Raw genomic sequence first — 26,160 nt, 5'->3', positions numbered from 1 at the left:
AAGTCAATCCTCCCTAGAAGAAGGAAAGGCGGCTTATTTCGCGCCGCCAAACCATTTCTTCACTAATTTATCCATTTCTCCATTTTCTTTCATTTTCTTAATTACTTTATTAAACTCCGCTGTCTTATCACTATTTTTCGGAAGCGCAATCGCTGAACCAGCTTCATCTGCAGCTTCTGGAATTTCCACACTGTTTAACTCTTTATTTTTTTCTAAATATCCTTTTGCTACTGTATCTTCTAAAATAATTGCATCAAAACGCCCTGCTTGAATTTCTTGAATAAGTTCTGGTACACGATCACGTCCTTCAGATTGGAACGATACTTGTTTTTGTAAATCTTTCGCCTTTTCTTCTTGGATAGATCCTGTTTGCACTCCTACTTTTTTCCCTTGTAGATCTTGCAATGTTCTAATATTTGCACCTTGTTTAGAGATGATTACATTTTTAGCAACAAAATAAATATCTGTAAAATCAGCATTTTTCTTACGCTCTGCTGTCGGCGTCATTCCCGCCATAACAAAGTCAACTTTTCCAGCCTCTAATGATGCTAACAGTCCACCAAAATCCATATCTTTAATTTTTACTTTATAACCTAATTCTTTACTAATATAGTTCATAACATCGATATCGAAACCGATAATATCTTCACTCTTTTTTGCATCGACATATTCATACGGTTTGTAATCTGCAGACGTTCCCATAACTAACACTTTCTTTTTATTTTCACTTCCTGCATTTCCACCCTTACTACAAGCAGTGAATATACTCATGATTAAAATAAGTGCAACTGAAATTGATAAAAACTTCTTCATTACTTTCCCTCCTAGTTAATGTATATTTATTTGTTTTATAGAATTTTTATTCGATGAATGTATTGTAGCAACATATTGATTTTTATGCAATAAATAAAATAAAAATAAATTTATTTTTCTTTCCATAACAGAAATTAATTAATATACACTGCATAATTATATGCATAAAAAACTTGTATTATACATAAAAAAGAACCGTTAAGATTATATTCTTAACGGTTCTAAAAACGTATATTACATTTCATCACAATGTTCTTCAAAGTACGATTGTAATTTCGCGATAACTTGCATTGGGTCATGACCTTCAATCTCATGACGCTCAACCATCGTTACAATCTTTCCATCTTTCAATAGTGCAAACGATGGAGAAGATGGTGGATATCCCTCAAAATATTCACGAGCACGTGCTGTTGCCTCTTTATCTTGACCTGCAAACACAGTAACTAGGTAATCTGGACGTTTATCATAATGAATAGAATGAGCTGCTGCTGGACGCGCAATTCCCCCTGCACAGCCGCATACAGAATTTATCATTACAAGTGTTGTACCTTTCTTTTGCAATGCTTCATCTACAGCTTCCGGCGTTGTTAATTCTGTATAACCAGCTGCTACGATTTCTTCACGTGCTTGACGAACAACGTCATTCATAAAAAAGTTAAAGTTAATCAAAGCTTTCCCTCCTCACATATCTCTATCTGTATCTTACCAATAACCATTTCTAAAATACAAGTAAACTTACTTGCTTTGTAGCCATGTTTCACTAAAAAACGTCTTCGAGACCTTGCTCGAAGACGTTTTTCTTAATGACCACGATGTTTCTGTTTCGCTTTTTGCACTTTTAAGGCACGTTTTTTCCGCTTTTCCATTTCTCGCATTTCTTTCGATTGCACTTGCTTCTCTTTTTTTTGCACTTCATACGATAACTGAATAGCTTCTTGTGCTTTCGTAAACTTTGAAGTTTTTAATTCCCTTGCTGCTTGCCGAATCATGCGTTTTACATTTTTCGGACGCTTTTGCTGTTTCATTTCTACTCCGCATTTCGCATAACGATTAAAATACGGTAATAACGTATCATTTACAAACAAAAACACTTCTTCATCAGACGGTTCAGCACCAAAAATGTGCCGTACTGCATACAACTTCCCTTTTTCTTCTCGCTCAATCATTCCTACAAAATACTGACCGTCATGATATACTGTCAATTTCACTGACAGTCCCTCCTTTACAAGCATATTCAGAAATGCTGGACATCCCGGAGGGGAAGGTTATTGACATAAAAAAAATTATGCGTCCGGACTACCAACCGGAACTGTATTTTTGCATCTCCATCACTATTATATTACATTTTTTACTTATTCTGTATCATTTCTGTATATACTTCAACCATTCTTTTATGCGATCCTACAATATACTCTGGTAATTCTGTAATCGAAAAAAACTTTAATTGTATTGCTTCCTCTTTGTTTACAGTAGGTTCTCCTTCATAATCATGCGTATAATAGGCAGTCGTTACTGCTTGAAACTCGTCACCGTTTTCTAGTTTCACAAAATGGTTTGCACCTGAGAACACATTAATAAGCTGCAAATTCTTCACATGAACGCCTGTCTCTTCATATACTTCACGGTATGCAGTTTCTTCTGGTGACTCCCGCAGCTCCATTAATCCACCAGGAAGGCCCCATTTTCCATGCGGTTCTTGTCTTTGTTGTAATAACACTTCCCCATCTTTATTCAATACAAGAACAACTGAACCGACTAAAATTAACGGGCGATGACCAACTACTTTCCGTAATTCCTCCACATATCCCATTTCAACAAACCTTTCTTTTTATTTCCTTGTCCACACCATTGTATCATATGTATAAAATGGAAAAATGATCATTTTTTTACTTTTTAAGCAAAATATTTATTTGTCCCTTTTCATCTATCGTTGCTAATTGAATCGATTGAATCGGCACTTTCTGCTTTAACTCGTCGTTTACCCACTCCTCTGTTTTTTCTATTAAAGCGAGAACATCCTTTTGAATATTCCCATTCTTTATTAAGATAAATGTAATAGGTGATTGTTCTACGTATATTTTCATATCTTTTCGAGACACTGTTTCATGTGCCGCATATTGAAATACAGAAACAACCCCACTTGCTTCCCATAAAGCTAGTTTTACTGTTTGAATATCTGTAATACCTTGCAATCTTAGCTCGGAAAATAAATACTCGACTGTAATCCGCGCTTTCTTTAAATTATTAAACTGAACGGAACCATTATGTATAAGAATAATTGGTGCAGGCTCTAAAAACCGTCTCCACCGATCCCACTTTAATGTCAAAATAGAACTTACTATATGAAGTATGACGAGAATAAACGATGTAATCATAGAACCCAAAAGACCTACTTTTTCATCAGACAATGCATTCGTTAGATTTCCCTCTAATAATAGCACGAGAATAAGATCTAAAAAACGAAGCTGGGCAATAGAGCGTTGTCCCATCGCTTTTGCCACAATAATTAAAAACATATATGCCACTATAGCACGGAGCACCCACTCGAAACTCGAAAGATGCTTTGCGCCTTCAAATATGTGCATATACATAATAGATGGCACCCCTTAATTAAATTCCTCCTTTTAGTTTGTGTTTAATTATATTGTCTATGTAAAAAACATTATAAAGTTTCAACTGTAACTCAGTATATAAAAAGGAGGAAAATGACATCTAAAAACCTCTTTTTTAGATGGGCGAGTGCAGGGTATGTTGTATTCTGCATGCAGTAACTTATATGACCCAAAATTAAAGTGAATTTATATACACAAAAAAAAGCCCGCCAATTGGCGAGCTTTTTTATCATTAATATACAGAAGTATTATCTGCAGATGTATTTTCAAGAATTTCTTTTACGCGTCCTAAGAACTTACCGCAAATGAATCCGTCTAATACGCGGTGGTCAAGAGATAGGCATAAGTTAACCATATCACGTGCACCGAACATACCGTTATCCATAATTACTGGACGTTTCACGATAGATTCTACTTGTAAAATTGCTGCTTGTGGATAGTTAATAATACCCATAGATTGAACAGAACCAAATGACCCTGTGTTATTAATCGTAAATGTTCCACCTTGCATTTCGTCAGCTTTTAATGATTTCGTACGTACTTTTGTTGCAAGTTCAGTAATTTCACGAGCGATACCTTTAATTGTTTTCTCATCAGCATGCTTAATAACTGGAACGAATAATTCATCGTCAGTTGCAACGGCGATAGAAAGGTTAATATCTTTCTTCTGAACAATTTTATCGCCAGCCCACATAGAATTAATTTGTGGGTATTCTTTTAAAGCCTGTGCAACAGCTTTTACGAAGAATGCGAAGAATGTTAAATTAAAGCCTTCACGCTTTTTAAATTCACCTTTAATTGAATTACGGTATGAAACAAGATCTGTTACATCCACTTCAATCATCATCCACGCGTGTGGTGCTTCATGCTTACTGCGCAGCATGTTTGCAGCAATTGCTTTACGAACACCAGTCACTGGGATTTCAATATCTCCTGGCATTGTTGGTACAGATACCGGTTTTACCGCTTCTACTTTTGGTGCTGCTGGTGCTGGTGTAGCTGCTGCTTTTGGTGCTTCTTGTGTAATTGGTGCAGCTTCTTTCTTCGCACCTGCTTGTGGAATATTGCCAGATTCAACTAATGTTAAAATATCTTTACGCGTAATACGACCATTTGCTCCTGTACCTACTACTGCATCTAGGTCAATATTATGTTCACCTGCAAGCTTTAATACAGCTGGTGAAAAACGTGGTTTACCATCAGTTGGTTGCTTTGCTTTCGGTACGGATAGCGGTGCAACTACCTCTGCTTTTGGCGCCTCTTTCGTTTTCTCTTCTACAGCTGTTGCAGCTACTTCATTTGCCCCTTCAACTTGAATCATACAAATCACTTCACCGACAGCTAGTGTATCACCTTCGCCAGCGATTAATTCTGTAACAACCCCGCTGAAAGAGGAAGGTACTTCTGCGTTTACTTTATCTGTCATTACTTCTGCAAGCGGATCATATTTATTTACGTGATCACCAACAGAAACAAGCCATTTACTAATTGTACCCTCTGTTACACTCTCCCCAAGCTGAGGCATTGTAATTTTTTCTACAGCCATGTATAGTCCCCCCGATTAAAATTCCGCAAGTTCACGCATTGCTTTTTCCACTTTATCTGGATTCACCATAAAGAATTTCTCCATTGTTGGTGCATATGGCATTGCTGGAACGTCTGGACCTGCAAGACGAGCAATTGGTGCATCAAGATCAAATAAGCAATTTTCTGCGATAATTGCCGCTACTTCACTCATAATGCTTCCTTCTTTATTATCTTCCGTTACAAGAAGAACTTTACCTGTTTTTGAAGCTGCTTCAATAATTGCTTCCTTATCTAACGGATATACAGTACGTAAATCAAGAACGTGAGCAGAGATGCCATCTTGTGCTAATTTTTCAGCAGCTTGAAGAGCAAAGTGTACACATAATCCGTATGTGATAACAGTAATGTCGTCACCTTCACGTTTTACGTCTGCTTTTCCAATTGGTAATACATAATCATCTTCCGGCACTTCACCTTTAATTAAGCGATATGCACGTTTATGTTCAAAGAACAATACTGGATCTTCATCACGAATTGCTGCTTTTAATAAACCTTTTGCATCATATGGTGTAGAAGGAATTACAATTTTTAAACCAGGTTGGTTCGCAAAAAGCGCTTCTACAGACTGAGAATGATACAATGCACCATGAACACCGCCGCCAAATGGTGCACGGATTGTTACCGGACAAGTCCAATCATTGTTAGAGCGATAACGAATTTTTGCTGCTTCGGAAACAATTTGGTTCACCGCTGGCATAATGAAATCAGCAAATTGCATTTCTGCAATTGGGCGCATTCCATACATCGCTGCACCAATTGCTACCCCAGCAATTGCAGATTCTGCAAGTGGTGTATCAAGTGCGCGCATCTCACCAAATTGATCATACAATCCGTTTGTCGCTTTAAATACGCCGCCTTTTTTACCAACGTCTTCTCCTAATACAAATACTTTCTCATCGCGTTCCATTTCTTCGCGCATTGCTAATGTAATCGCGTCAATATAAGACATTACAGCCATGAAACGTTCCCCCTTATTCCGCGTATACATGCTTTAATGCAGACTCTGCATCTGCATACGGAGCATTTTCTGCATATTCTGTTGCTTCATTTACGATATGCATTATATCATCTAACATTTGTTTTTCAGATTCCTCTGATAAAATGCCTACTTCTTTTAAATAATTTGCAAATGTATAGATTGGATCTTTTTTCTTTGCTTCTTCTACTTCTTCTCGGTCACGGTAAACACGATCATCGTCATCACTAGAGTGTGCTGTTAAACGATAAGATACAGTTTCAATTAATGTTGGACCTTCACCACGGCGTCCGCGATCAGCTGCCTCTTTTACAGCTTTATATACTTCAAGCGGGTCATTTCCGTCTACTGTATATCCTGGCATACCATAACCGATTGCACGGTCAGATACATTTTTACATGCTAATTGTTTTTCAACAGGGATCGAGATTGCATATTTATTATTTTCACACATGAAAATAACAGGTAATTTGTGTACCCCAGCAAAGTTTGCACCTTCATGGAAATCACCTTGGTTGGAAGAACCTTCACCAAATGTAACAAATGTTACTAAATCTTTCCCTTCCATCTTTCCTGCTAACGCAATACCTACTGCATGTGGTACTTGCGTTGTAACTGGTGACGAACCTGTTACGATGCGATTTTTCTTTTGTCCAAAGTGTCCAGGCATTTGACGTCCGCCAGAGTTTGGATCTTCTGCTTTTGCAAATCCGGATAACATAAGCTCTCTTGCTGTCATACCAAATGCTAACACGACACCCATATCACGATAATAAGGCAGAGCGTAGTCTTTTTCACGATCAAGTGCAAACGCTGCTCCTACCTGTGCAGCTTCTTGCCCTTGACAAGAAATTACAAACGGGATTTTCCCTGCACGGTTTAATAACCACATACGCTCGTCAATTTTACGTGCGAGTAACATCGTGCGATACATTTCTAATACTTGCTCATCGCTTAACCCAAGCTCTTCATGGCGTTTTGCTTTTACTTCAGCCATTTTAACACCCTCCTAAATCCTTTTTACCCCGCTCTATTATAAAGCAAGAGCGATATACTATCCATTCTTAATGGTTCACTTTTACCCGTGTAACGCTTTTCCATCAACTGCTAACGCAGCTTCACCAATTGCTTCTGATAATGATGGATGTGGATGAATTGTATGTGCAACTTCCCAAGGCGTTGCGTCTAATACTCTTGCAAGACCCGCTTCTGAGATCATATCAGTTACGTGCGGTCCAATCATATGAACACCAAGAATATCATTTGTTTCTTCATCAACAACAAGTTTCACAAAACCATCAGATTCTCCATATACAAGCGCTTTACCGATTGCACGGAATGAGAATTTACCTACTTTTAATTTATAACCTTTTTCTTTCGCTTCTTGCTCTGTTAAACCGACAGAAGCAACTTCCGGGCTGCTATATACACATTTAGATACCATCGAGTAATCAATTGGCATTGGTTCTTTTCTAGCAATGTGTTCAACCGCTACAATTCCTTCATGAGAAGCAACATGAGCAAGCTGCAAGCCACCAATTACATCGCCAATCGCATAAATGTGCGATTCTTTCGTTTGATAATATTCATTCGTTTGAATATAACCTTTTTCAACAACGATATCTGTATTTTCTAAGCCGATATTTTGTGTGTTTGCTTGTCTTCCAACAGATACAAGCATTTTTTCAGCTTTAAATTCTTTATTTTCACCATTCAATTCAGCTTGAATCGTTACACCGTTATCTTTCACTAATGTTTCTGGCAATACTTTTGCACCAGTTACAACTTTAATGCCTTTTTTCTTAAGCAAGCGTTGCATTTCCTTAGAAACATCTTGATCTTCAAGCGGTAGAACGTATTTTGCATATTCAAGTACAGTTACTTCCACGCCGAAATCAGCAAGCATAGATGCCCACTCAATACCAATTACCCCTCCACCAACAATAATGATAGATTTAGGAAGCGTTTCCATTTTTAGGGCGTGATCAGATGACATGACATATTCACCATCAAGTTCAAGTCCTGGTAAAGAATTTGGACGTGATCCTGTTGCAATGATTACATTTTTCGGAATAAGCATTTCATTCTCTTCTCCGCTTGCTAATTCAACAGAAATCGTACCTGGCATCGGTGAGAAAATAGATGGGCCCAGAATACGACCAATTCCTTCGTATACATCGATTTTCCCTTGCTTCATTAAATGCTGAACACCTTTATGAAGTTGGCTAACGATTTTTTCTTTACGTTCTTGTACTTTCGCAAAATTTAATTCTACATTGCTCGTTACAACGCCGAATTCTTCACCTTTTTTTGCAGTTGCGAAGACTTCAGCACTGCGAAGTAATGCTTTACTAGGAATACATCCTTTGTGTAAGCAAGTACCACCTAGGTTCTCTTTTTCAACAAGCGCTGTTGTTAATCCTAATTGTGATGCACGAATAGCAGCGACATATCCGCCTGTGCCACCGCCAACGATGACTAAATCGTATTCTTTTGCCATATCACTCAACCCCTAGCTACTGTTTCTTTTTCACGTACAGCATATTCTTTTGCAGTTTCTTCATCACGAAGTACACGAAGTGCACCTTCTGCTAATGCTTGTAATTCATCTTCACCCGGATGCACAATAACATCTGCAATCCAATGAACACGTTCTTTAATTTCATCAACAAGAATTTTACTATATGCAAGCCCACCCGTTAAAACAATGGCATCTACTTTGCCATGAAGAACTGCACTTGCCGCACCAATCTCTTTTGCAACTTGATATGCCATTGCTGTATAAACAAGCGTTGCTTCAGGATCGCCTTGTTCTACCATTTTCTCTACTTTAATTGCATCATTTGTACCAAGTAAGCTTACTAAGCCACCTTGTCCAACGATTTTTTTCATCATTTCATCACGGTAATAGTCACCAGAGAAACACATTTCCACAAGCTGACCTACTGGAACCGTTCCTGCACGCTCTGGGCTGAATGGTCCTTCTCCATTTAAACCGTTATTTACATCAATAACTTTTCCTTCTTTATGAGAACCAATCGAAATACCGCCACCCATATGTGCAATGATTAAATGTAAATCTTCATATTTACGATCAAGTTTTTTTGCAACTTTACGAGCTACTGCTTTTTGGTTTAGCGCATGAAAAATACTTCTTCGCTCCATGCCAGCTATCCCACTTATACGAGCGATATCTTCCATTTCATCTACAACTACTGGATCGACAATAAACGCTGGAATGTTAAGTCCAGAAGCAATTTCATATGCTAAAATTCCACCTAAATTAGAAGCATGATGACCACTATAACCATTCTTCAAATCTTCTAGCATTGCTTCGTTTACCGTATACGTACCGCCTTCAATCGGACGAAGTAGTCCGCCGCGACCACATACAGCATTTAATTTAGAAATATTAATGCCATGAGAATGCAGAACCTCTAAAATAGTTTGCTTACGAAATTCATATTGATCAATGATACGCTTATATTTCCCAATCTGTTCTTCGTCATGACGAATTGTTTCTTCTAAAACAGGTCTTTCATTATCAAAAACACCAATCTTCGTAGATGTGCTACCAGGATTAATGACAAGAATTCGATTCACGGACAAGACTGCTCCCTCCAGCATTTATTTAGAAAGACAGTAGCAACTGCTAAATGAAGCTGCTACTGCTTTCACATTTATTTTTTCTATGAATTAGCGACGGCTTAAAATGTTATGGCCGTTACTTAAAAATGTGCTGCGCGTATTTTTTAAGCTTGCGATGCGCTCTTCAGCAAGACGATCCGCTGCCACATATGTTGGCACACCATCACGTTTTGAAATTGAGATTACTTTTTCAATTGTGTCATAAATTGCTTCTACACGTTTTAATGCACGCTCTCTATTGTATCCGTATAACTCGTCCGCTACGTTAATTACGCCGCCCGCGTTAATAACATAATCTGGTGCATACACGATACCCATTTCATGAACGATATCACCGTGACGATCTTCTTTTAATTGGTTATTTGCAGAACCAGCAATTACTTTCGCTTTTAATTGTGGAATTGTTTCGTCGTTTACTGTTGCTCCTAGTGCACATGGTGCATAAATGTCACATTCTACACCGTAAATTTCATTTGGCTCAACAGCAGTTGCACCAAATTCTTCTACAGCACGTTGTACAGCTTCTTTATTAATATCTGTAACAATTAATTTTGCCCCTTCTGCATGTAGGTGTTTGCATAGGTGATAAGCCACATTTCCTACACCTTGAACAGCAATTACTTTACCTTCTAAGCTATCTGTACCAAACGCTTCTTTTGCAGCTGCTTTCATACCAACGTATACGCCGTAAGCAGTTACTGGAGATGGGTTACCAGAAGAACCGAATGAAGGTGAAATACCTGTTACGAAATCTGTTTCTTCATGAATAATGTCCATATCATCTACAGTTGTACCAACATCTTCAGCTGTGATGTAACGACCATTTAATCCTTGAATGTAACGTCCTAATGCGCGGAACATTGCTTCGCTCTTATCTTTGCGTGGATCGCCGATAATAACTGTTTTTGCACCGCCTAAGTTTAAACCAGCTGCTGCGTTTTTATATGTCATACCTTTTGCAAGACGAAGAGCATCTTCAATTGCAGCTTCTTCAGAATCATATGTCCACATTCTTGTTCCGCCAAGAGCTGGTCCAAGAGTTGTGTCATGAATTGCAATAATTGCTTTTAATCCTGATTCTTTATCTTGACAGAACACAACTTGCTCGTAATCGTAAGTTTCTAAGTATTTGAAGATTTCTAATGTCATTGTAATTTCCCCCTTGATATGTTTACCATTTTCCATTTTAGTCCGTTATACCGGATTCATTTCCTTAATCATTAATGAAAATAAAACATGTATTGCAAGAAAGTTTATTTAGAAGCAGTCGCAACTGCTAATGCTAATGAATGCACTTTTGTTTCTGCTGAATCAGCGCGAGATGTTAACACAATCGGCGCCTTCGCTCCAGCGATAATCGCTCCTACTTTTGCATCCGCAAAATATACAAGCGATTTATATAATACATTTCCAGCTTCAATTGTTGGGACGAGTAAAATATCTGCTTTACCAGCTACATCGCTTTGAATTCCTTTATGCTCCGCTGCAATTTGTGAAACAGCAATATCTAAAGCAAGTGGTCCGTCAATGATACAATTTTTAATTTGTCCTCGACGATTCATTTGCGTTAACATAGCTGCATCAATCGTTGCTTGCATTGCAGGATTTACAACTTCTACAGCAGCAATTGGAGCTACTTTCGGTACTTCTACTCCTATTGCCTGGGCAACTTCAACTGCATTTTGTGCAATCGCCGCTTTTTGCTGTACATCTGGAGCGATATTCATCGCTGCATCTGTTAAGATGATAAAGCGATCGTAATTCGGTACTTCAAAAGCTGCAACGTGTGATAACACACCGCCTTTACGAAGACCCCACTCTTTATTTAATACTGCTTTCAAAATATTAGCTGTTGGAATATTGCCCTTCATAAGTACATCCGCTTCTCCACCACTTACAGCTTTTACCGCTAATTCAGCAGCTTCTGCGTTAGATGTAGTAGAGATTACTTCAATATGTTCTGAAGGTCCTAATCCATGCTCTTGTAACATACTAAGAATTGTTTCTTGATTTCCATATAGACGAAATTGAGCTAACTGTAATTGTACAGCCATTGTAACGGCTTCAATTACTTCATGATCTTCAGCTACTGCAACAGCAACTGTTTTTTTCGGTTGCTTTGCCGCTTGATCAATTAAAGTTTGTAACTTCATATTTTGTAATCAACCCTTCCTCGTCGTCCCTCGCTTATATATTAAAGCAAATATCGTGCCAACTTTTTAATTTCATTTAAATATTTTTGAAAACGCATTCAAAACGTAGAAAAATCAACATTTTGTAACTACACAAAAAATTCTGTCTAATACTGTCGTATTATGCATACCGCGCAAATTATTGCGTGGTATGCAAATTATTGCGTGCTATTTTTTGCACACTCATACTTTTCTAGCTTATAATATAAATTTCGAACCGAAATCCCTAGCGCTTGTGCTGTTTTTGTTTTGTTCCCATTAAATCTAGACAAATACTCATGAATAATATTCCCCTCAAATTCAGCCACTAAATCCTCAAGAGGTCTTTCTTCTAATTCAGGAAGTAAATTACTCCCTATAAGTTCATGTTGGTCCTCATGATGTAACGGTGGCAAATGATGTACATCAATATACATTTCGTTATAATTCATAAAAATAATCGCTCGTCCTAAAATATTTTCAAGCTCACGAACATTTCCCGGCCAATCATATGATTGTAAATACTGCACCGCTGATTCCGTTAATCCCTCAACATTACGTCCATAATCTTGATTAATCTTTTGAATTAATCGCTCAGCAATTTCACCAATATCCTCTTTACGCTGACCAAGTGATGGAATATGAATCGGAATTTTATTTAACCGATAATATAAATCTTCCCGAAAATCACCATCTAAAATTGCCTTTTCTAAATTCACATGCGTTGCAGCAATAACTCGAACATTAATTGGAATCGGCTTCGTATCTCCAACTCTCACGATTTCCTTCTCTTGCAACACACGAAGTAACTTCGCTTGTGTATTCGCAGACAATTCCCCTATTTCATCTAAGAAAATACTCCCATTGTTCGCTTCTTCAAAAAAACCACGTTTTCCCCCGCGACGCGCTCCGGAAAACGCACCTTCTTCATAACCAAACAGTTCACTCTCTAATAACGATTCAGAGATTGCTGCACAGTTTACACGAACAAACTTATTGTACTTCCGATTGCTGCCATTATGAATGGCGTGCGCAAACAATTCTTTTCCAGTTCCTGATTCCCCGCGCAGCAGTACCGTCGCTGGTGTATTCGCCCCTAATTTCGCTTGTTCAATCGCTGCCACAATTCCTTCTGACGTTCCAACGATATCGTCGAATGAATACTTTGCTTCTAACGTACGAATAATTTGTCTTGCCCTATTTAATTCATTTGTTAATTTTTGAATCTCGGATACGTCGCGAATTACCCCGACACTCCCCTTTAAAATCCCATCAACAATAACTGGAGCTACGTTTACAATAACATCCCTCTTCTTTTGCCCAATTTTCATATGAATACCACGTACTGCCCTACGCGTCCGTAGCACTTTCATATGCATACTTTCTCCTTCTACAATATCCGTTGTCGCTGGCTTACCAATAATATCTTCCTCTGAAAGACCCGTTAATTTTGTATAAGCCGGGTTAATGACAAGCCCTCGCCCTTGCTCATCGACAACAGAAATTGCTTCTTCAGAAGAATGAATAATCGCTTCTAACAACGTTTGAATTTCTTTTAAATCCGTTACCTCTTCGGCTAAATTTACAATTTCAGTAATATCTTTAAAAACCGCAAAGGCCCCTTGCACCTCTCCAACTTCATTTAAAATCGGAATACGTGTTGAAATAATTTTCTTCCCATTATCTAATGTTAATTCTTGATTAATCTCAATTTGCTTCGTACGAATAATCCGAAGCAACTTACTTGTTGGGATCACTTCTAAAATATATTTATCAACAACTTCTTCTCTTTTATATCCCGTCATCCGTTCCGCACTTTTATTGAACAACAATACTTGCCCTTCTTTATCAACAACAATCATACCATCGTGCGTCGAATTTAAAATAAGATCCCGCTGCTGCGTTTGATCTTTTAATTTCCCAATCAACATTTCTTTTTCATGCGCAAGCTTTACAACGATATTCGCAACATCCCCTGGGACAAGCAGCACATCTTCTTGTTTCTTCACCAAAATTTGTTCATACACACTATAATCACCTGTCATATCAAAAATGACATCAATATCCTCACGTATAAACACTTCCCAGTTACTTCCGGTAGAAATATAAAGACTCTTTGCAAGTTGAATTCCCTTTGCTTTTTCATTAATATCCACAATTGCAACTACTTCAAATATATTTGATTTTTGCAATAGACCTAAAATCGCACTTCCTCCAGCACCCGCTCCAATAATTAATGCCCTTTGTTTCATATGCTACCAATCCTCCCGCAGCATCTCTGCAAAATTTTTCACACCTCTATCTTACTTCTTCCAAAACCCCTTGACAAACGAACATAAATTATCACATGATTTTGTATATACAAAATAATCAGAAAAGGAGACTTCCTTATGCAACGTTATCTCGCTCTCCTATTAGCAGTTATCCCTATTTCACTAGCTGTAGTAGGCATTAAACTGATGAGAGATACCGTTTTCGGTATTCTCTTCTCTCCAATCCCTGCATTATGGTTACAATTTGTAATTGGAGTACTGTGTTTCGCAATTGGTTTTTATATCTTTGGCGGCTTCGTTTTATATCGCGACCGAAAACGAAATAAAGTACAAGCTCGATTTCGAAGATAAAGTGAAACTTCCATTCGAAGGTGCTTTTCCTTCGAATGGTTAGTTGAACCAATCGGCTTTTACGGACGGTTATTTTCCGCTTCTCTCCATCTTGAGGCGAGGCCTTACCGCCCACGAATAGCGGGATAAAGTGAAACTTCCATCAGCGGGTGTTTTTCTCCCAATTCTCTTTTTTTCTTCTCTTTAAGTCTCAGTATTGTTTCCCATAAAAAAACGAGCCCCCTCATAAAGAAAGGACTCATTTTACACCTTGCATTATCTTTTTCACACACTCTGGATAGTCTGTAATAACAGCCGTCACATTCATCTTTAAAAATTTCCTTATTGCTTCTTCATCATTAATTGTATACGGACGCACAAATACACCATTTTCCATCGTTAACTCTACAATTCCATCCGAAATATACCGGTAGTTCGGATGAATAGCACTCGCTCCCATCTTTTTCGCGTAAGCCCACGGGCTATGCAATCCATCCTTGTATAAAATTGCCGTTTCAATATCAGGAGCCATCCTATGACACTTTTTCATACTATAATGATTAAAAGAAGATAGAATCGTTCGCTCCTCCATACTATATTTTCGAATAAGAGTAATTACCTCTTCTTCTAAACCAAGGTACGGCACTTTATTATTCTTAAATTCAATATTCAGAAAAAGGTTGTTTGTTTTCAGCCACTCTAACACTTCTTCCAACAAAGGAACGTGCTGCGCACCGACCTTATCATAAAATGTATAACTCGCATCTAACGCACGTAAATCTGCATATACATAATTTCGAACAGGCCCCTTTCCATTAGTCGTTCGATTTACAGTCTCATCATGAATGACAACAATTTTGTTATCTTTTGTGAACTGTACATCTAATTCAATCCCATCAGCCCCAAATTTCTCTGCCGCCCGAAAAGAAACCATCGTATTTTCCGGATATGTCCCAGCAGCTCCGCGGTGCCCAAAAATAAGCGTCATCTTCTCACCTCAAATTTTATCCCTCTATTCGCGGGCAGGAAATACTCCCACCTCCAAATTCGGCGAAATCATTGTCCATTTCCACATTTCTTTGTTGTCCAGCTCTAGCAGCTAGAACCTCCGGTCGTTCCGTCCCCTTGGACGAGGAAAAAAGTACCTCTCCGCCTTATGCTTGGGCGTCCTGCGATTCTGAGCGAGCCGCTTCCGCTTTTCTTAAGAAGTTAGGCGGGAGATAAACTGCTGGCATGCGCCCGATTGGTGAGGGCTAATAATCAGCGGGGATGAAAAAACCCCCTACTGATTAAAGTTTCACTTTATCTCACTTTAAAAGTTAACAAAAAATCATTACAGGTTGTAAATCAAACTATATATTTTTCAAGATATAAATCGCTGCTATGTAGAATACAAAATGCATGCGGCAGGCTTCTACTCGTAACCAGTTGCTCATTTATGTCGTTTTTTCAATTTGCATTTACATAATCATACGACCTGTTATCATCACCCCCTCTCTACTTATGCTCATTTCACTTTATGTTATACTATACAAAAAGGAGGTACTTTTATGAGACCATTACAACTTTCACCAGAGACAGCTATTAAGTTATCAAAAGCTCTCGGTGTTCCACTTGAACAGCTTATGCATATGCCTCAGCATATTTTAATTCAAAAACTCGTTGAATTAGAAAAACAAAATCAAGAGAAAGAATAGGCAGTCCTGTTGTGTACAGGACTTTTCTTATAACGCTTTAATTTGCTAAAACAAAAAATGAACATTCCTTTCATGACAGTTATCTAAAACTCCCAAAAAGAATGTTCATCGGTTTGTATATCAATCATTTATTGATTAAGCAAGCGTTATGCTCACTTTTCTTTCATAAGCAAAACTACTCATTAATTCCTACTGTTATTTTTAACTCGCTTTATGTTCAAGCCTTAACTTATCCGCCACCATCGCGATGAATTCTGAACTGATTGCTATGTAAAAGTAAGCAAACCGAACAACTTCTTGATATATCAACATCAACTTCATTACTTTTCACATCAATGAGCAAGAATTTATCGGATTATCAATATAATTCATCGCTCTTTCTTTAACTACAATTTTATCATCTTGGTACACAAAACGATAGCCCCCAATAGGAAATTCTCGTGTTGGTTTTGTTACTTCTCCTGTCTTCAAACTTCTTCCACACCAACCATACGAACAAATACCATTTTCCACAGCATATGTTCCAGCTTCCCTTGAACTTCTAAAAGTTTTAATCAAAATGCCATTCTTGTACATTAATACAGTCTTAGCTAGAGGTCTTGCATGATTTCTCTTCATTCTTTCTTTTGTCTCCTTAGTTCTTTTCTTTCCACTTAGAACTTGAGATAGTTTAACTTTTGTTTCTTTACTCGTTTTTCTTCCTATACTAATATTAAATTTACATTGATTTTTTTGTTTGTATTCCTGTGTAATTTTTTCTTCATATATATAAGCCTTTTGTTCTTCTTTGAAATAATTTAAAATAATGTATTCTAATTGCTGTTGCTTCATCAATTTTAAATGTTCATCACTTCGGCTGTTATAGTTACAATAACGTGAATTAGAACCTTTTCCACAATACATTACTTCTCCTGTCCGTTTATGTTTATGAATATATACGTAATACATAAAAATCACCTCGTTACCCTTATATCCGATTAAATTTATTTGTAAAGAGGTGTGAAAAATAAAGAAATCACCACAAGTTCCAGAATGCTCCCTGTTACATTTTATCAATTTAAAATATAAATATATTAACCACTCTCTTAAAAGGTAATACAAAACAATCTGAGAATCCGTTTTTTTGGTAGGCACCATAAAATCAACCCATAACTCTTCTAGCATCAATAGACAGACAAAAATAAGGCGGCCATATCTATTGTGAAGATATGGCCGCATCATTTTTACTTGTAAAGATGTTAGTAATAAAATTGATATTTTATTTAAATTATTTAAGGTATGCTCGCATCCGTTTTCAAAAAATCTATAAATTGGTACATAAATACAATATAATAAAAGATGGTATATTATTAAAGTTAGGAGGGATACCTTTGTCAGACCATGTATCACCGAGGTTACGAAACGTAAACAAAGTAAAACCACCTTATCCATTAAATGATTTTCCAAAAGACTTCGCAATAAAATTATGCGAGGACGTTGTATACCTTCTTGCAACAAGAGGAACTCCTGAATTAGAGGGAAAAGACTGGGAGGTTATTTTTGCTAATTGTATTGGAGCAACTTGGAAACCATCTAACGTTGGATTAGACGATGTTGTTTTAGATCAATGTGCTTGGGGTGCTAAAACCATTAAAGCAACTTCCCCATTTAAAACTAAAAAAGTAAGACTTATTTCGGGAAGAAACTCTCCTATTTATTCTTTTGGTGCTCAAAAAATTACAGATATTGCACCCGATCCTTTAGGAGCACAAGTTCTTGAAATCTGGAATGAAAGGGTTTCCGCTATTAGACAACATCATAAACATGTACGTACAGTTGTCCTTATTAAATCTCAGGACTTACGAGAATTAGTTGTTTTTGAATACGACACTATAAGGTACGATCCAGAGTTATATTTCTTTGATTGGAACCCACGAGGTAACTTACAAGGTTACTCTAAGGCTACCCAAGAACATTGTTTTACTTGGCAACCCCATGGTTCTCAATTTACAATTATTGAACCAGTCCCAGAGAATCATCTTTCGATTCGAATAACAAAGAATCCAGAGCCTGTGAAAAAAGAAGATGTATTAGCTTCAATCAATTTTGATTCTTCATGGTTAGAGGTTTTAAGAGGGAAATAAAGAAAAGCCACTCATTACAGTGGCTTTTTCTATATAACTAAAGTTAGTTGTTCTTCATTGTTTTTCTGAGTATTTATTCGATTATCACATAATAGATTATGTTCCCTCATACATTTCAACATTTCATTAGCTACCGCTTGTATTACAGGAATTGATACACTATTACCTGTTTGCTTTCTAATTTGTTGGTCAGATACTACAATTTTATAATCTTCTGGGAAACCTTGTAGCCTTAACAACTCCCTCGGTGTAAGTCTTCTCTTTCCATTAACCAACAAGTAATTATAGGAGGCACCTGCCCTTAAAGCACAAGAAAATTCATTTACTCCAACATCCCCAGCTTTGTTCTCATGCCATATAGCTGGAACTGGAATGTACTTGCCTTGTACTTTTTCTAGCCGACTTTTCACAATTTCCTCTGAAGCAAAATATTTCTTATCGACTAATTCGTCTGGTTCTAAAATATCAGCAAGATCAACCTTAATATTCGAAACCTTTGGAAATTCAAATTCAATTGAATGATCTAGAAAACCAACAATTATAATTCGTTCACGTTTTTGTGGTAATCCGAAATTAAGAGCATTTAAAATCTCGTACTTAACTTTATAACCAAGTTCATCTAATTTACTTAGAATAACTTGTAATGTTCGTCCTTTATCGTGACCTCTTAATTGCTTAACATTCTCTAAAAGAAAAGCTCGAGGTTTTTTTGCTTTTAAGATTCTCTCGATTTCAAAAAATAAAGTTCCACGAGTATCAGCAAAACCTAATCGATTTCCCATGACAGAAAATGCTTGGCAAGGAAACCCTCCTAACAAAATATCATGGTCGGGTATATCTTCTGTTGAAATTTCACATATATCGCCGTGCGGTACTTCTCCAAAGTTAGCTTCATATGTCTGCTGTGCAAATTTGTCCCATTCCGAACTAAACACGCAATTTCCATCCAGCCTATCAAAAGGAATTCGAATTCCACCCATCCCTGCAAATAAATCTATAAAAGTAAAACTACTCATAAAAACACCACCTATATTATTTACCAACCATCTCATAAAGATTCAAAAATTTTATCCTTTGATAAGTTGCATATCTTGAACGATAGAGTAAATTACACGCTTCTCTAATATTTATTCGATTCGAATATTCTTTTAAGAATCTGTCTTCTTCTTCTGTCCATCTCCTTTTTACATCTGGAGTCTTCTTCCGATGGAGATTTAGTTCATAAGAAATCTCTAGTAATTGGTAAAGATTTATTGATAGATGTTTACATATTTCATCTAATGTAAGACTACCCCAATTTTTCTTAACAAAATCCTTCTTATCTGAAATCAACTATGTTCCTCCTACTCAAGTATTAAAATTACCGTGTCTTCTTAGTTACTAAATATTTATCTTTCTCTTCACTAACTAAAATACGCTCATATTCACACTCAACAATGTATTTTATAGCGAGTGCTTTTGAAATTTTCCCTATATTCCTTTCTTGTAAAGAATTAACAATATCTTCTAGTTTTTTCATTGTTTCATTATCAATGCGAACGGTTGTATAGTTGCTCATTACATCACCCTATTTATCATGTTACATAAATTATACATTATGTAACATAATGTTTCAACACGTATGTTCGTATAAAAAAGCCCCAACAATTAAATGTCAGGGCTTCAATATATCATATTGCAGAAAAATCTTGCTCTTGCTATACTTTTTTTAACATGTTAATTACTTGGGGCAACTGTTGCAGCAATCGTCTCAAACATACCCTTTGTCTTTCAACGAAACAAATCTTCCATTTGAACCAATCACCACATAATCGAGTAATCAATTCAGCATATTTTTCCATCTTCTACTTAAAAACTTTTAAATAATTGATTGTTGGAGATTAAGCCTGTGAAAAAATTAGAAATGACTTTATGTGTAGTATTATTACTCGATACGACGTAGAAGGCATAAAAAAGGCAAAAAAATAAGATGGCCATATCCTTTTTTAGATATGACCAAGTTATTCTTTGTTTTCAAACTGTTTTACAATTAATTGAGCCAACTTTTCAGCTTGCTCAAAGCTTTCTGCTGTAACGTAAATAAGCTTTCCTTGTAGAATGATATTGTACTGCTTCAACATCTAAAATCCTCCAATAGTAATTATCCCATCTACATGATATTTCATTGTAAATTTATTCTCAGGAACTTCTTCTTTCTTACAAAGCTCACGATAAATTCTCTTGAGTTTGTAAGCGTCCATTTGGTGAGCTTACAAATATGAAATGTCCGCTTCTTCTATGAAGAGTTCAACCATTGAACCGTATGATAAATAAGGCTGTTTTCTTTTCAATCTTAGATTGTAGGAAAGATGAGTAATGAAGTCATCTTTATGGGAGATTTCTTTCGGAGTACATTTGCACTTTATACTTTTTGTTTGTTCAATTGTTAGCCTAGACATATATCCTCCATTATTAACTTGTTAAATGTTGTAAAAAATGTAAATTGAGTTCACCACCATTTGGAGTTTAGGTCCCGATGATAAAAATGTATATTTCCGCGTTATTACATGAGATTTTAGCTTTTTTTCAAACGAGGTAGGCGGTGTGCCACAAGCTCGCTCACTTTAGTTTGTACTTTCTCACCACTATCTCACTACAATCTCTTTATCATTTCACAAACACTTTCACTACTCAATCACTTCACTACATCAACAACAACACCACTGTTGCTACGACTGTTGCATCATCATCTACTGCATCTACATCTTCATCATCAAAGGAACTTACGTATAAACCCGTATGAGACGTCCGGCAACTTCATCGAGCGTAACTGTAGATTAGTACGATCTAATACAACTGTTCTCTTAACTTCAATCTCTCTCTCCTGTATCTTCCCAACTAAGTCTTGAGCAATGATTGATGCTGCCGCTTCTCTATACTGTGTTGAGTTTAAATACTCTCGCACTTGTATTAAGTGATATAGCTTGTTATGAACACTCATTAGTATTTCTCCTCTCTATCGTTTAATTGTGCTACTGCAATCAGCCTAAAATTAGCTGCACCTGTATTACTGTCTGTGAAAAAACAGCAGCTTATAAATATCAGATAAAGATTAAGGCTAAGAGCATATAACTCCTAGCCTTATCTAATATTAAGCTCCAGCTGTAACTGTTAATGCACCTGACCCCTGCAACGAGATACTGTACGTAACTAAGTCGTCATAAGGAAATTCCAACGAGAAATCAGTGATAGTACAGTTTCCTGTGTACTTAGTTCCAGAAGGTAATTCGATATAAACGTTAACGTTTTCTGAATTTAAGAAAGCTGTTTCTAAAAGACCGTAAGCCGCATCAGATTCGATGAAACAGCCGTCTGCATCGATGCTCCATTCCTTAAATCCTTGTAAGCTTTCTTTCCAGAATCCCAGGGTGTCTTTGGACGTAGCATCAATTGTTTCTGCAGAACGAGAAAGGGTCGCATTCCTCTGCCCTCCGAGTACTTTTCCAGTTGTAGCATCCTCTATATAAAGTTTTACTTTCATACCAGAAATTTTCATTCATAATTACCTCGTTTCGATTTTTTAAAATAAAAAGAAGTCAAAATACGAAAATTCCGACTTCTTTATTTGTGAAATATTTCACATAAAACTACGCAATGATTTCTAATTTAGTGAACGCATCTGGATTATAAACTGCTCCATCAAGATAAACATCGAACAAGAAACCAACTGAACCACGAAGCGCATGGTCAGTATCTTGAACCATAGTCATTTTAGGACCGTTCTTAACAAGTACAGCGTATCCATCTTCAAGACTCCCCAGAATACACGGAACTTGTCCAACATCACCAGCATCTAAAGAATTAGTGATAACTACTTCTAATCCGAACAAAGTATAAGTTGGTTTGCCATTGACGATTCCGTTCTGCACATAAAAGTGACCCGAAGCATCCTTCAACTTAGCAACTCGATTGTAGAATGGTCTAGACATAATGAACTGAGATTTTTGAAGATACTCGGGATGTACGTTAAGAACAATGTCTAACAATGTATCTAGTAACTGAGCATCGGTAGCTGCAACAGATAAAGTTTTCTTTTCAATCGTGACATCAGGAACAATCCCCCGGAATTCTTCAGCAGCAGTACCACGAAGGATTGATTTTTCAATTGCTTTGAAAGTACGTTTTGCAAGTAAGTTTGGAACATACTCATGCATGTTTGTTGCCGCATCATTAATTAGCTGATTTGTAAGAGCAATGTAGGCTCCTGCACGCCGTTGATTCAAAGAAATTTCTCCAAGAGACATTGATTCTTCTAATAAGTTCTGCGCTTCGCCCACGAACATACCAACTCCAACAGCAGTTTCTCTTGGAATCTTTACTGAACCGCTTGCAGATGGAATCTTACGAGCACGTTGGAAAATTGGAGAAGTTTCTTCTAACTTTTCAACAATAATGTCCGCAACTGCGGTCGGAATCACCGCTTCATTTCCAGAAGTAAGTTGTAAGTTACGAAAGCTATCATTGAACTCACGAATTTCTGTTTCTTTTCGAACTTCTACTTCATTTTTATAACTACCATATCTAAATTTTGTTTTTTCCATTTTGTGTTTCTCCTCTTTCTTTTTGTTTTCTGCTAAATTCGGAATCTCAACTTCTTCTACTAAATCAATACCCCTAGCGAATATCGTTGATTGAGAATAAGCAGGATTTTTAACAACAGAGACTTCAAACAATTCCATCTCTTCAATAGTTCTTTCATGGAGACCATTTCCAAGAGACTTCCATGAATCACGAATTGTACGAAAACCAAAACTCATGTTTTGAAAGATTCCAGATTTGATTAGTTCATAAGTATCTGTTCCATAACTTGTAGGAACAATTGTTGCTTCCATGTATAAACCTTGACTGTCTTCTCGAAGTTGTAAGCTTCCATTTCGGGTACTAGATAAGATTTTTTTCGAATCATGCTCTGCTAAAAAACTGATTTCTTTTGCATTCTTAATTGCTTGGGTGAATGCACCTCTAGCTATCTTTTCAACGAATCTTTTTGTGCCACCTAAAACTTCACTCAACTGTTCAGTCTTGTTAACATAGCCGGACACTTTCAATGAACCATCTTGGTTAGCATCCAACTTGGCACTAGCAACACGTAGTTCCATTTTCATAATCTCTTTCACTCCCATATAAAATTTGCTTGCCGAAGCAAACCTGAAAAATGGCAAAAATAAAAAGACGTATCCCGAAGGATACGCCTCTTCAACAAGAAAAAATCGATAGGAAACGATAGAACTCATTCTGTCATTTTATATTATTAGTAGCTACTTGAAGTAGCCCTAGATGACAATTGTAAAAAGAAGAAGGAGGAGGTGGAAATAGGATTAACCAACTCCCCAATGAACCTTAAAAGCTTTACAAAACTTTCAAACTCAACTGCTGAAATTGAAAAAGAGACGCTCGGAGCAAACGTCTCTCTATACTATAATATATATAACTAGAAGATTTTAGACGAAATATTGCTTATTGAAACAATTCTCTCAATAAATAATATATACAAAGCAAGGATTCTGTACGAGTTTGCTCTTTAAACAATTTTCCTAAAGATTTTTTCAAATTCCATTTAAACAAATACTTCTAAAATTTTAATATCATATTCATCTTTGGACTGAGCCATTATCCAAACTGCTTCAGCTGGAGTTTTATATCTTGTTCCTTTTAAAACATCAAAATTTATTATCTCTCCATCATTAACAGCAACCATTCTTTTTGCTTCATCGTTATACTTAACTACTACTGCTCCTGTAAAATTTTTTGCTTTCTCTTCAACTTTCCATGCCCAGCCAGTAGGAAGACTATGAGAAGAGTGATTCCAGAAACTTCTCTCTTGTTCTCTTTCTTTTGCTTCATCAGCATTATAATATTTTTTCACTACTCCAAAAGTTTCATCATCCTTTTTAAAATATTGTAAGAATAATTTATAAGCTTCTTTTGTAAGAGCTTTTGAAATAGATTTTCTTGGAACCCCTCCATATTCATATACACAAGCTTTATGAGCTTCATCCCTAGCAAACTTCTTTACTTTTTTAATTGCTTCTGAATCGCCTTTACATAATTCTAATTGATCGTTCAGATTTTCTTCGTAGGTTTCTCTGATGAACTCATGCATCTCAAGCCATTCTTCTTTAGTAATTTCTTCTCTGAATTCAGTAGCATTAAAAACTTTGTAGTAAGTGTATTTATTAGGGTCAATTGATTTTGAGAATAATTCACCTGTTTCTTTATCAAAAGAAATACGTTCAATTTCATCCAACTTCTTTGGAAGAATATTGTATTCTCTAAAAAGCTCAATGTATTTACTGATTGTATGCCTTTCTAATCTATTTGGGACTTCCCAACCAATATCATCGTAATTGTTGATTGTATAGTCATCTTCCAGGAGAACTTTTATAAGCTTCTCAGCAGTTTCTTCTTTTGGGAACTTCACTTCTTTTCCAGCAATCTGTTCACATAATTTGATGAACTCAGATTTTTCTGGTTCTTTATAAGAAAGAATATTTAATCCAACTTGGGCTCGTCCTTCTTTTACCATCTCAAATTCATAGTAAGGTTCAATATTTCTTTTTAGGAGTTTCACTCTGTTGTTCTTTTTTGTAAATTGAACGTTCATAATATTTTCAAGATCTTCGAATGAGTAGTACTGTTTATTTAGCATGGTTGCAATTTCCTCTCGTGTTTAATTTGGTTAGCATGTTATACACGAAAGTATTCCAGTTGAGTTACCAGTTAATATTAATAATATATTGGTAAGTGGAGTGGAATACTTTCGTTAATTCATCAATGTATCTAAAGCTTTTCTAAGCATTTCATTATCTTCAAATGAGTAAACTTCTAGATTTTTGTTGTATTTGTTTGGTTCAACTTTCACTAAGCTGCAACCCATTTGCATAAGTGTAATTGCGAATGATTTTTTGAATATACGTTTTTTTCTCATTTGGATGTCTCCTTTGAACGTTTTTGACCAAACTAAAAACGCCTACAATTCCGCAAGCGCTTCAATTATCTGTATGTATTTTATCTGCCTTATAAAAAACGTAAATCAAACGAAGGGATTTTTTGAAATATTTTCTAAAATAGTACCATTTAAGCGATTAAGCTTCGCCTGAAACCATATCATAAAATGAGAATTTCATTTCAAAAATGGGGGAAATGTATGAGAAGAAAACAAAAAAGGCCCCACAAGGGAGCCATCTTATCATTCATATATTATTCTACTTTTCTTCTTCTTTGTAATTCCATACTATCTCTACTACTTCTTCTGGAGTCAACTCTTCATCGTTCCAAAAGATTAAGTCACTTGGAGCAGGGTGAGGTACACCAGAGTTATTAAATTGATGAACATATTTACTGTGTTCATCTTCAGGTAAATCAAGATCATAAATTTTTTCTACAAGTTCAATAAGTTCTTCTTTCGTCATTCTGTTCATTTTAATGCGCTTTTTAGAGGAGAGTTATTTTTAATGCTTCCACAAGCATTGTATTGCAATCATTATATGTATTCATTACTGTACCAGATGGTTTGTCCAGTTCTAGATAAGTGCCATCAGATAAGTTTTTACAGAACCATGCTATGTTTGAATCCCCAAGGAAAAGATACTCTTTTTGAAATTCATTTTCATACCAAATCTCATTGGTTTCTATAAGTCCGCAAACTTGTTCATCTTTTTCTTTTTCTAATAAAGAAGAATCAACTCCGTAAAGTACCAGTCCATTAAAATCTAAGCCATTCACAGTTTTAAGAAATTCCTCATATTCACTCGGCAAGTCAACATTAAAATTCTTTTTCATATGTTCTTTTAATTTCTGAACTTCAGTATTTGTTGCTGGTGTATTCAATTTATCATTAAATCTTTTCTCTATTTTTTCAATTTCTAAAATCAAATTTTTCCACATATAA

The 26,160-nt window shown here is 36.3% G+C and carries 28 protein-coding genes; 3 read left to right on the top strand and 25 right to left on the bottom strand.

All coding sequences use genetic code 11. From position 1 onward, the window contains the following. Nucleotides 1-33: 33 nt before the first annotated feature. From PLX19_RS02560 to PLX19_RS02500, 13 genes are all read right to left on the bottom strand, one after another. Nucleotides 34-813, bottom strand: a complete 780-nt coding sequence (locus tag PLX19_RS02560) for a transporter substrate-binding domain-containing protein (RefSeq protein WP_272186926.1) — start codon at nt 811-813, stop codon at nt 34-36. Nucleotides 814-1,047: 234 nt separating this feature from the next. Continuing rightward, the gene (locus PLX19_RS02555) at nt 1,048-1,461 is read right to left on the bottom strand and encodes a BrxA/BrxB family bacilliredoxin (protein ID WP_272187008.1); all 414 of its coding nucleotides are present in this window, start codon (nt 1,459-1,461) and stop codon (nt 1,048-1,050) included. A 152-nt stretch (nt 1,462-1,613) separates the two neighbouring features. After that, complete coding sequence (locus PLX19_RS02550; RefSeq protein ID WP_272186925.1) at nt 1,614-2,021, bottom strand: YjdF family protein; 408 nt, start codon at nt 2,019-2,021, stop codon at nt 1,614-1,616. Nucleotides 2,022-2,161: 140 nt separating this feature from the next. Beyond that, the gene (locus tag PLX19_RS02545; protein WP_272186924.1) at nt 2,162-2,623 is read right to left on the bottom strand and encodes an NUDIX hydrolase; all 462 of its coding nucleotides are present in this window, start codon (nt 2,621-2,623) and stop codon (nt 2,162-2,164) included. Nucleotides 2,624-2,699: 76 nt separating this feature from the next. After that, nucleotides 2,700-3,404 (bottom strand): DUF421 domain-containing protein, encoded by a 705-nt coding sequence (locus tag PLX19_RS02540; protein ID WP_272186923.1) that lies wholly within the window; start codon nt 3,402-3,404, stop codon nt 2,700-2,702. 253 nt (nt 3,405-3,657) lie between these two features. Further along, nucleotides 3,658-4,971, bottom strand: a complete 1,314-nt coding sequence (locus PLX19_RS02535; protein ID WP_272186922.1) for a dihydrolipoamide acetyltransferase family protein — start codon at nt 4,969-4,971, stop codon at nt 3,658-3,660. 15 nt (nt 4,972-4,986) lie between these two features. Then, entirely contained in the window at nt 4,987-5,970 is a 984-nt protein-coding gene (gene bfmBAB, locus PLX19_RS02530; protein ID WP_035429503.1) for a 3-methyl-2-oxobutanoate dehydrogenase subunit beta, read from the bottom strand. Between the two features lie 13 nt (nt 5,971-5,983). Beyond that, nucleotides 5,984-6,985 (bottom strand): 3-methyl-2-oxobutanoate dehydrogenase subunit alpha, encoded by a 1,002-nt coding sequence (bfmBAA, locus tag PLX19_RS02525; protein WP_272186921.1) that lies wholly within the window; start codon nt 6,983-6,985, stop codon nt 5,984-5,986. Between the two features lie 81 nt (nt 6,986-7,066). Then, a complete protein-coding gene (gene lpdA / locus PLX19_RS02520) occupies nt 7,067-8,488 on the bottom strand; it encodes a dihydrolipoyl dehydrogenase (protein ID WP_272186920.1) in 1,422 nt (473 codons plus the stop codon). Between the two features lie 5 nt (nt 8,489-8,493). Then, on the bottom strand, nt 8,494-9,597 hold the full coding sequence (gene buk, locus PLX19_RS02515) for a butyrate kinase (RefSeq protein ID WP_272186919.1): 1,104 nt from the start codon (nt 9,595-9,597) through the stop codon (nt 8,494-8,496). Nucleotides 9,598-9,684: 87 nt separating this feature from the next. After that, the gene (locus PLX19_RS02510; RefSeq protein WP_090913935.1) at nt 9,685-10,785 is read right to left on the bottom strand and encodes a leucine dehydrogenase; all 1,101 of its coding nucleotides are present in this window, start codon (nt 10,783-10,785) and stop codon (nt 9,685-9,687) included. A gap of 104 nt (nt 10,786-10,889) precedes the next feature. Beyond that, nucleotides 10,890-11,789, bottom strand: a complete 900-nt coding sequence (gene yqiS / locus PLX19_RS02505; RefSeq protein WP_272186918.1) for a phosphate butyryltransferase — start codon at nt 11,787-11,789, stop codon at nt 10,890-10,892. Between the two features lie 197 nt (nt 11,790-11,986). After that, nucleotides 11,987-14,059 (bottom strand): sigma 54-interacting transcriptional regulator, encoded by a 2,073-nt coding sequence (locus tag PLX19_RS02500; RefSeq protein ID WP_272186917.1) that lies wholly within the window; start codon nt 14,057-14,059, stop codon nt 11,987-11,989. Between the two features lie 138 nt (nt 14,060-14,197). Between PLX19_RS02500 and PLX19_RS02495 the strand changes: the two genes are divergently transcribed. Beyond that, nucleotides 14,198-14,431 (top strand): DUF2627 domain-containing protein, encoded by a 234-nt coding sequence (locus PLX19_RS02495; protein ID WP_272186916.1) that lies wholly within the window; start codon nt 14,198-14,200, stop codon nt 14,429-14,431. A 238-nt stretch (nt 14,432-14,669) separates the two neighbouring features. Here PLX19_RS02495 and PLX19_RS02490 read toward each other — a convergent pair whose 3' ends face one another. Beyond that, complete coding sequence (locus tag PLX19_RS02490; RefSeq protein WP_272186915.1) at nt 14,670-15,398, bottom strand: glycerophosphodiester phosphodiesterase; 729 nt, start codon at nt 15,396-15,398, stop codon at nt 14,670-14,672. Between the two features lie 562 nt (nt 15,399-15,960). Between PLX19_RS02490 and PLX19_RS02485 the strand changes: the two genes are divergently transcribed. Beyond that, on the top strand, nt 15,961-16,107 hold the full coding sequence (locus PLX19_RS02485; protein ID WP_081904752.1) for a YycC family protein: 147 nt from the start codon (nt 15,961-15,963) through the stop codon (nt 16,105-16,107). Between the two features lie 327 nt (nt 16,108-16,434). On the opposite strand, the gene PLX19_RS02480 is transcribed toward PLX19_RS02485, so the two are convergent. Continuing rightward, nucleotides 16,435-17,271 carry a hypothetical protein gene (locus PLX19_RS02480; RefSeq protein ID WP_272186914.1) on the bottom strand — a complete coding sequence of 279 codons (837 nt, stop codon included), beginning with the start codon at nt 17,269-17,271 and terminating at the stop codon, nt 16,435-16,437. A gap of 206 nt (nt 17,272-17,477) precedes the next feature. Between PLX19_RS02480 and PLX19_RS02475 the strand changes: the two genes are divergently transcribed. Further along, the gene (locus tag PLX19_RS02475; protein WP_272186913.1) at nt 17,478-18,230 is read left to right on the top strand and encodes a hypothetical protein; all 753 of its coding nucleotides are present in this window, start codon (nt 17,478-17,480) and stop codon (nt 18,228-18,230) included. Between the two features lie 29 nt (nt 18,231-18,259). Here the strand turns inward: PLX19_RS02475 and PLX19_RS02470 are convergent, their stop codons facing one another. From PLX19_RS02470 to PLX19_RS02425, 10 genes are all read right to left on the bottom strand, one after another. Continuing rightward, nucleotides 18,260-19,246: a DNA cytosine methyltransferase gene (locus PLX19_RS02470; RefSeq protein ID WP_272186912.1), complete on the bottom strand. Its 987-nt coding sequence runs from the start codon at nt 19,244-19,246 to the stop codon at nt 18,260-18,262. Between the two features lie 16 nt (nt 19,247-19,262). Next, nucleotides 19,263-19,562, bottom strand: coding sequence for a hypothetical protein (locus tag PLX19_RS02465; protein ID WP_272186911.1), 300 nt, complete (start codon nt 19,560-19,562; stop codon nt 19,263-19,265). 28 nt (nt 19,563-19,590) lie between these two features. Next, nucleotides 19,591-19,788 carry a hypothetical protein gene (locus PLX19_RS02460; protein ID WP_272186910.1) on the bottom strand — a complete coding sequence of 66 codons (198 nt, stop codon included), beginning with the start codon at nt 19,786-19,788 and terminating at the stop codon, nt 19,591-19,593. A 1,194-nt stretch (nt 19,789-20,982) separates the two neighbouring features. After that, nucleotides 20,983-21,210 (bottom strand): hypothetical protein, encoded by a 228-nt coding sequence (locus tag PLX19_RS02455; RefSeq protein ID WP_199667881.1) that lies wholly within the window; start codon nt 21,208-21,210, stop codon nt 20,983-20,985. A 150-nt stretch (nt 21,211-21,360) separates the two neighbouring features. Further along, nucleotides 21,361-21,765, bottom strand: a complete 405-nt coding sequence (locus PLX19_RS02450; protein ID WP_272186909.1) for a phage major tail protein, TP901-1 family — start codon at nt 21,763-21,765, stop codon at nt 21,361-21,363. 91 nt (nt 21,766-21,856) lie between these two features. Then, nucleotides 21,857-23,374, bottom strand: coding sequence for a phage major capsid protein (locus PLX19_RS02445; RefSeq protein ID WP_272187007.1), 1,518 nt, complete (start codon nt 23,372-23,374; stop codon nt 21,857-21,859). Nucleotides 23,375-23,826: 452 nt separating this feature from the next. Then, the gene (locus tag PLX19_RS02440) at nt 23,827-24,918 is read right to left on the bottom strand and encodes a hypothetical protein (RefSeq protein WP_272186908.1); all 1,092 of its coding nucleotides are present in this window, start codon (nt 24,916-24,918) and stop codon (nt 23,827-23,829) included. Nucleotides 24,919-25,032: 114 nt separating this feature from the next. Next, entirely contained in the window at nt 25,033-25,197 is a 165-nt protein-coding gene (locus PLX19_RS02435; protein ID WP_272186907.1) for a hypothetical protein, read from the bottom strand. A gap of 277 nt (nt 25,198-25,474) precedes the next feature. Beyond that, nucleotides 25,475-25,681 carry a bacteriocin immunity protein gene (locus tag PLX19_RS02430; RefSeq protein ID WP_272187006.1) on the bottom strand — a complete coding sequence of 69 codons (207 nt, stop codon included), beginning with the start codon at nt 25,679-25,681 and terminating at the stop codon, nt 25,475-25,477. A gap of 22 nt (nt 25,682-25,703) precedes the next feature. Continuing rightward, nucleotides 25,704-26,156 carry a YrhA family protein gene (locus PLX19_RS02425; protein WP_272186906.1) on the bottom strand — a complete coding sequence of 151 codons (453 nt, stop codon included), beginning with the start codon at nt 26,154-26,156 and terminating at the stop codon, nt 25,704-25,706. Nucleotides 26,157-26,160 lie beyond the last annotated feature (4 nt).

It is taken from the genome of Bacillus sp. BP-3, from assembly GCF_028401955.1.
Classification (GTDB): Bacteria; Bacillota; Bacilli; order Bacillales; family Bacillaceae_G; genus Bacillus_A.
This window is presented reverse-complemented; position numbering and strand designations above follow the sequence as displayed.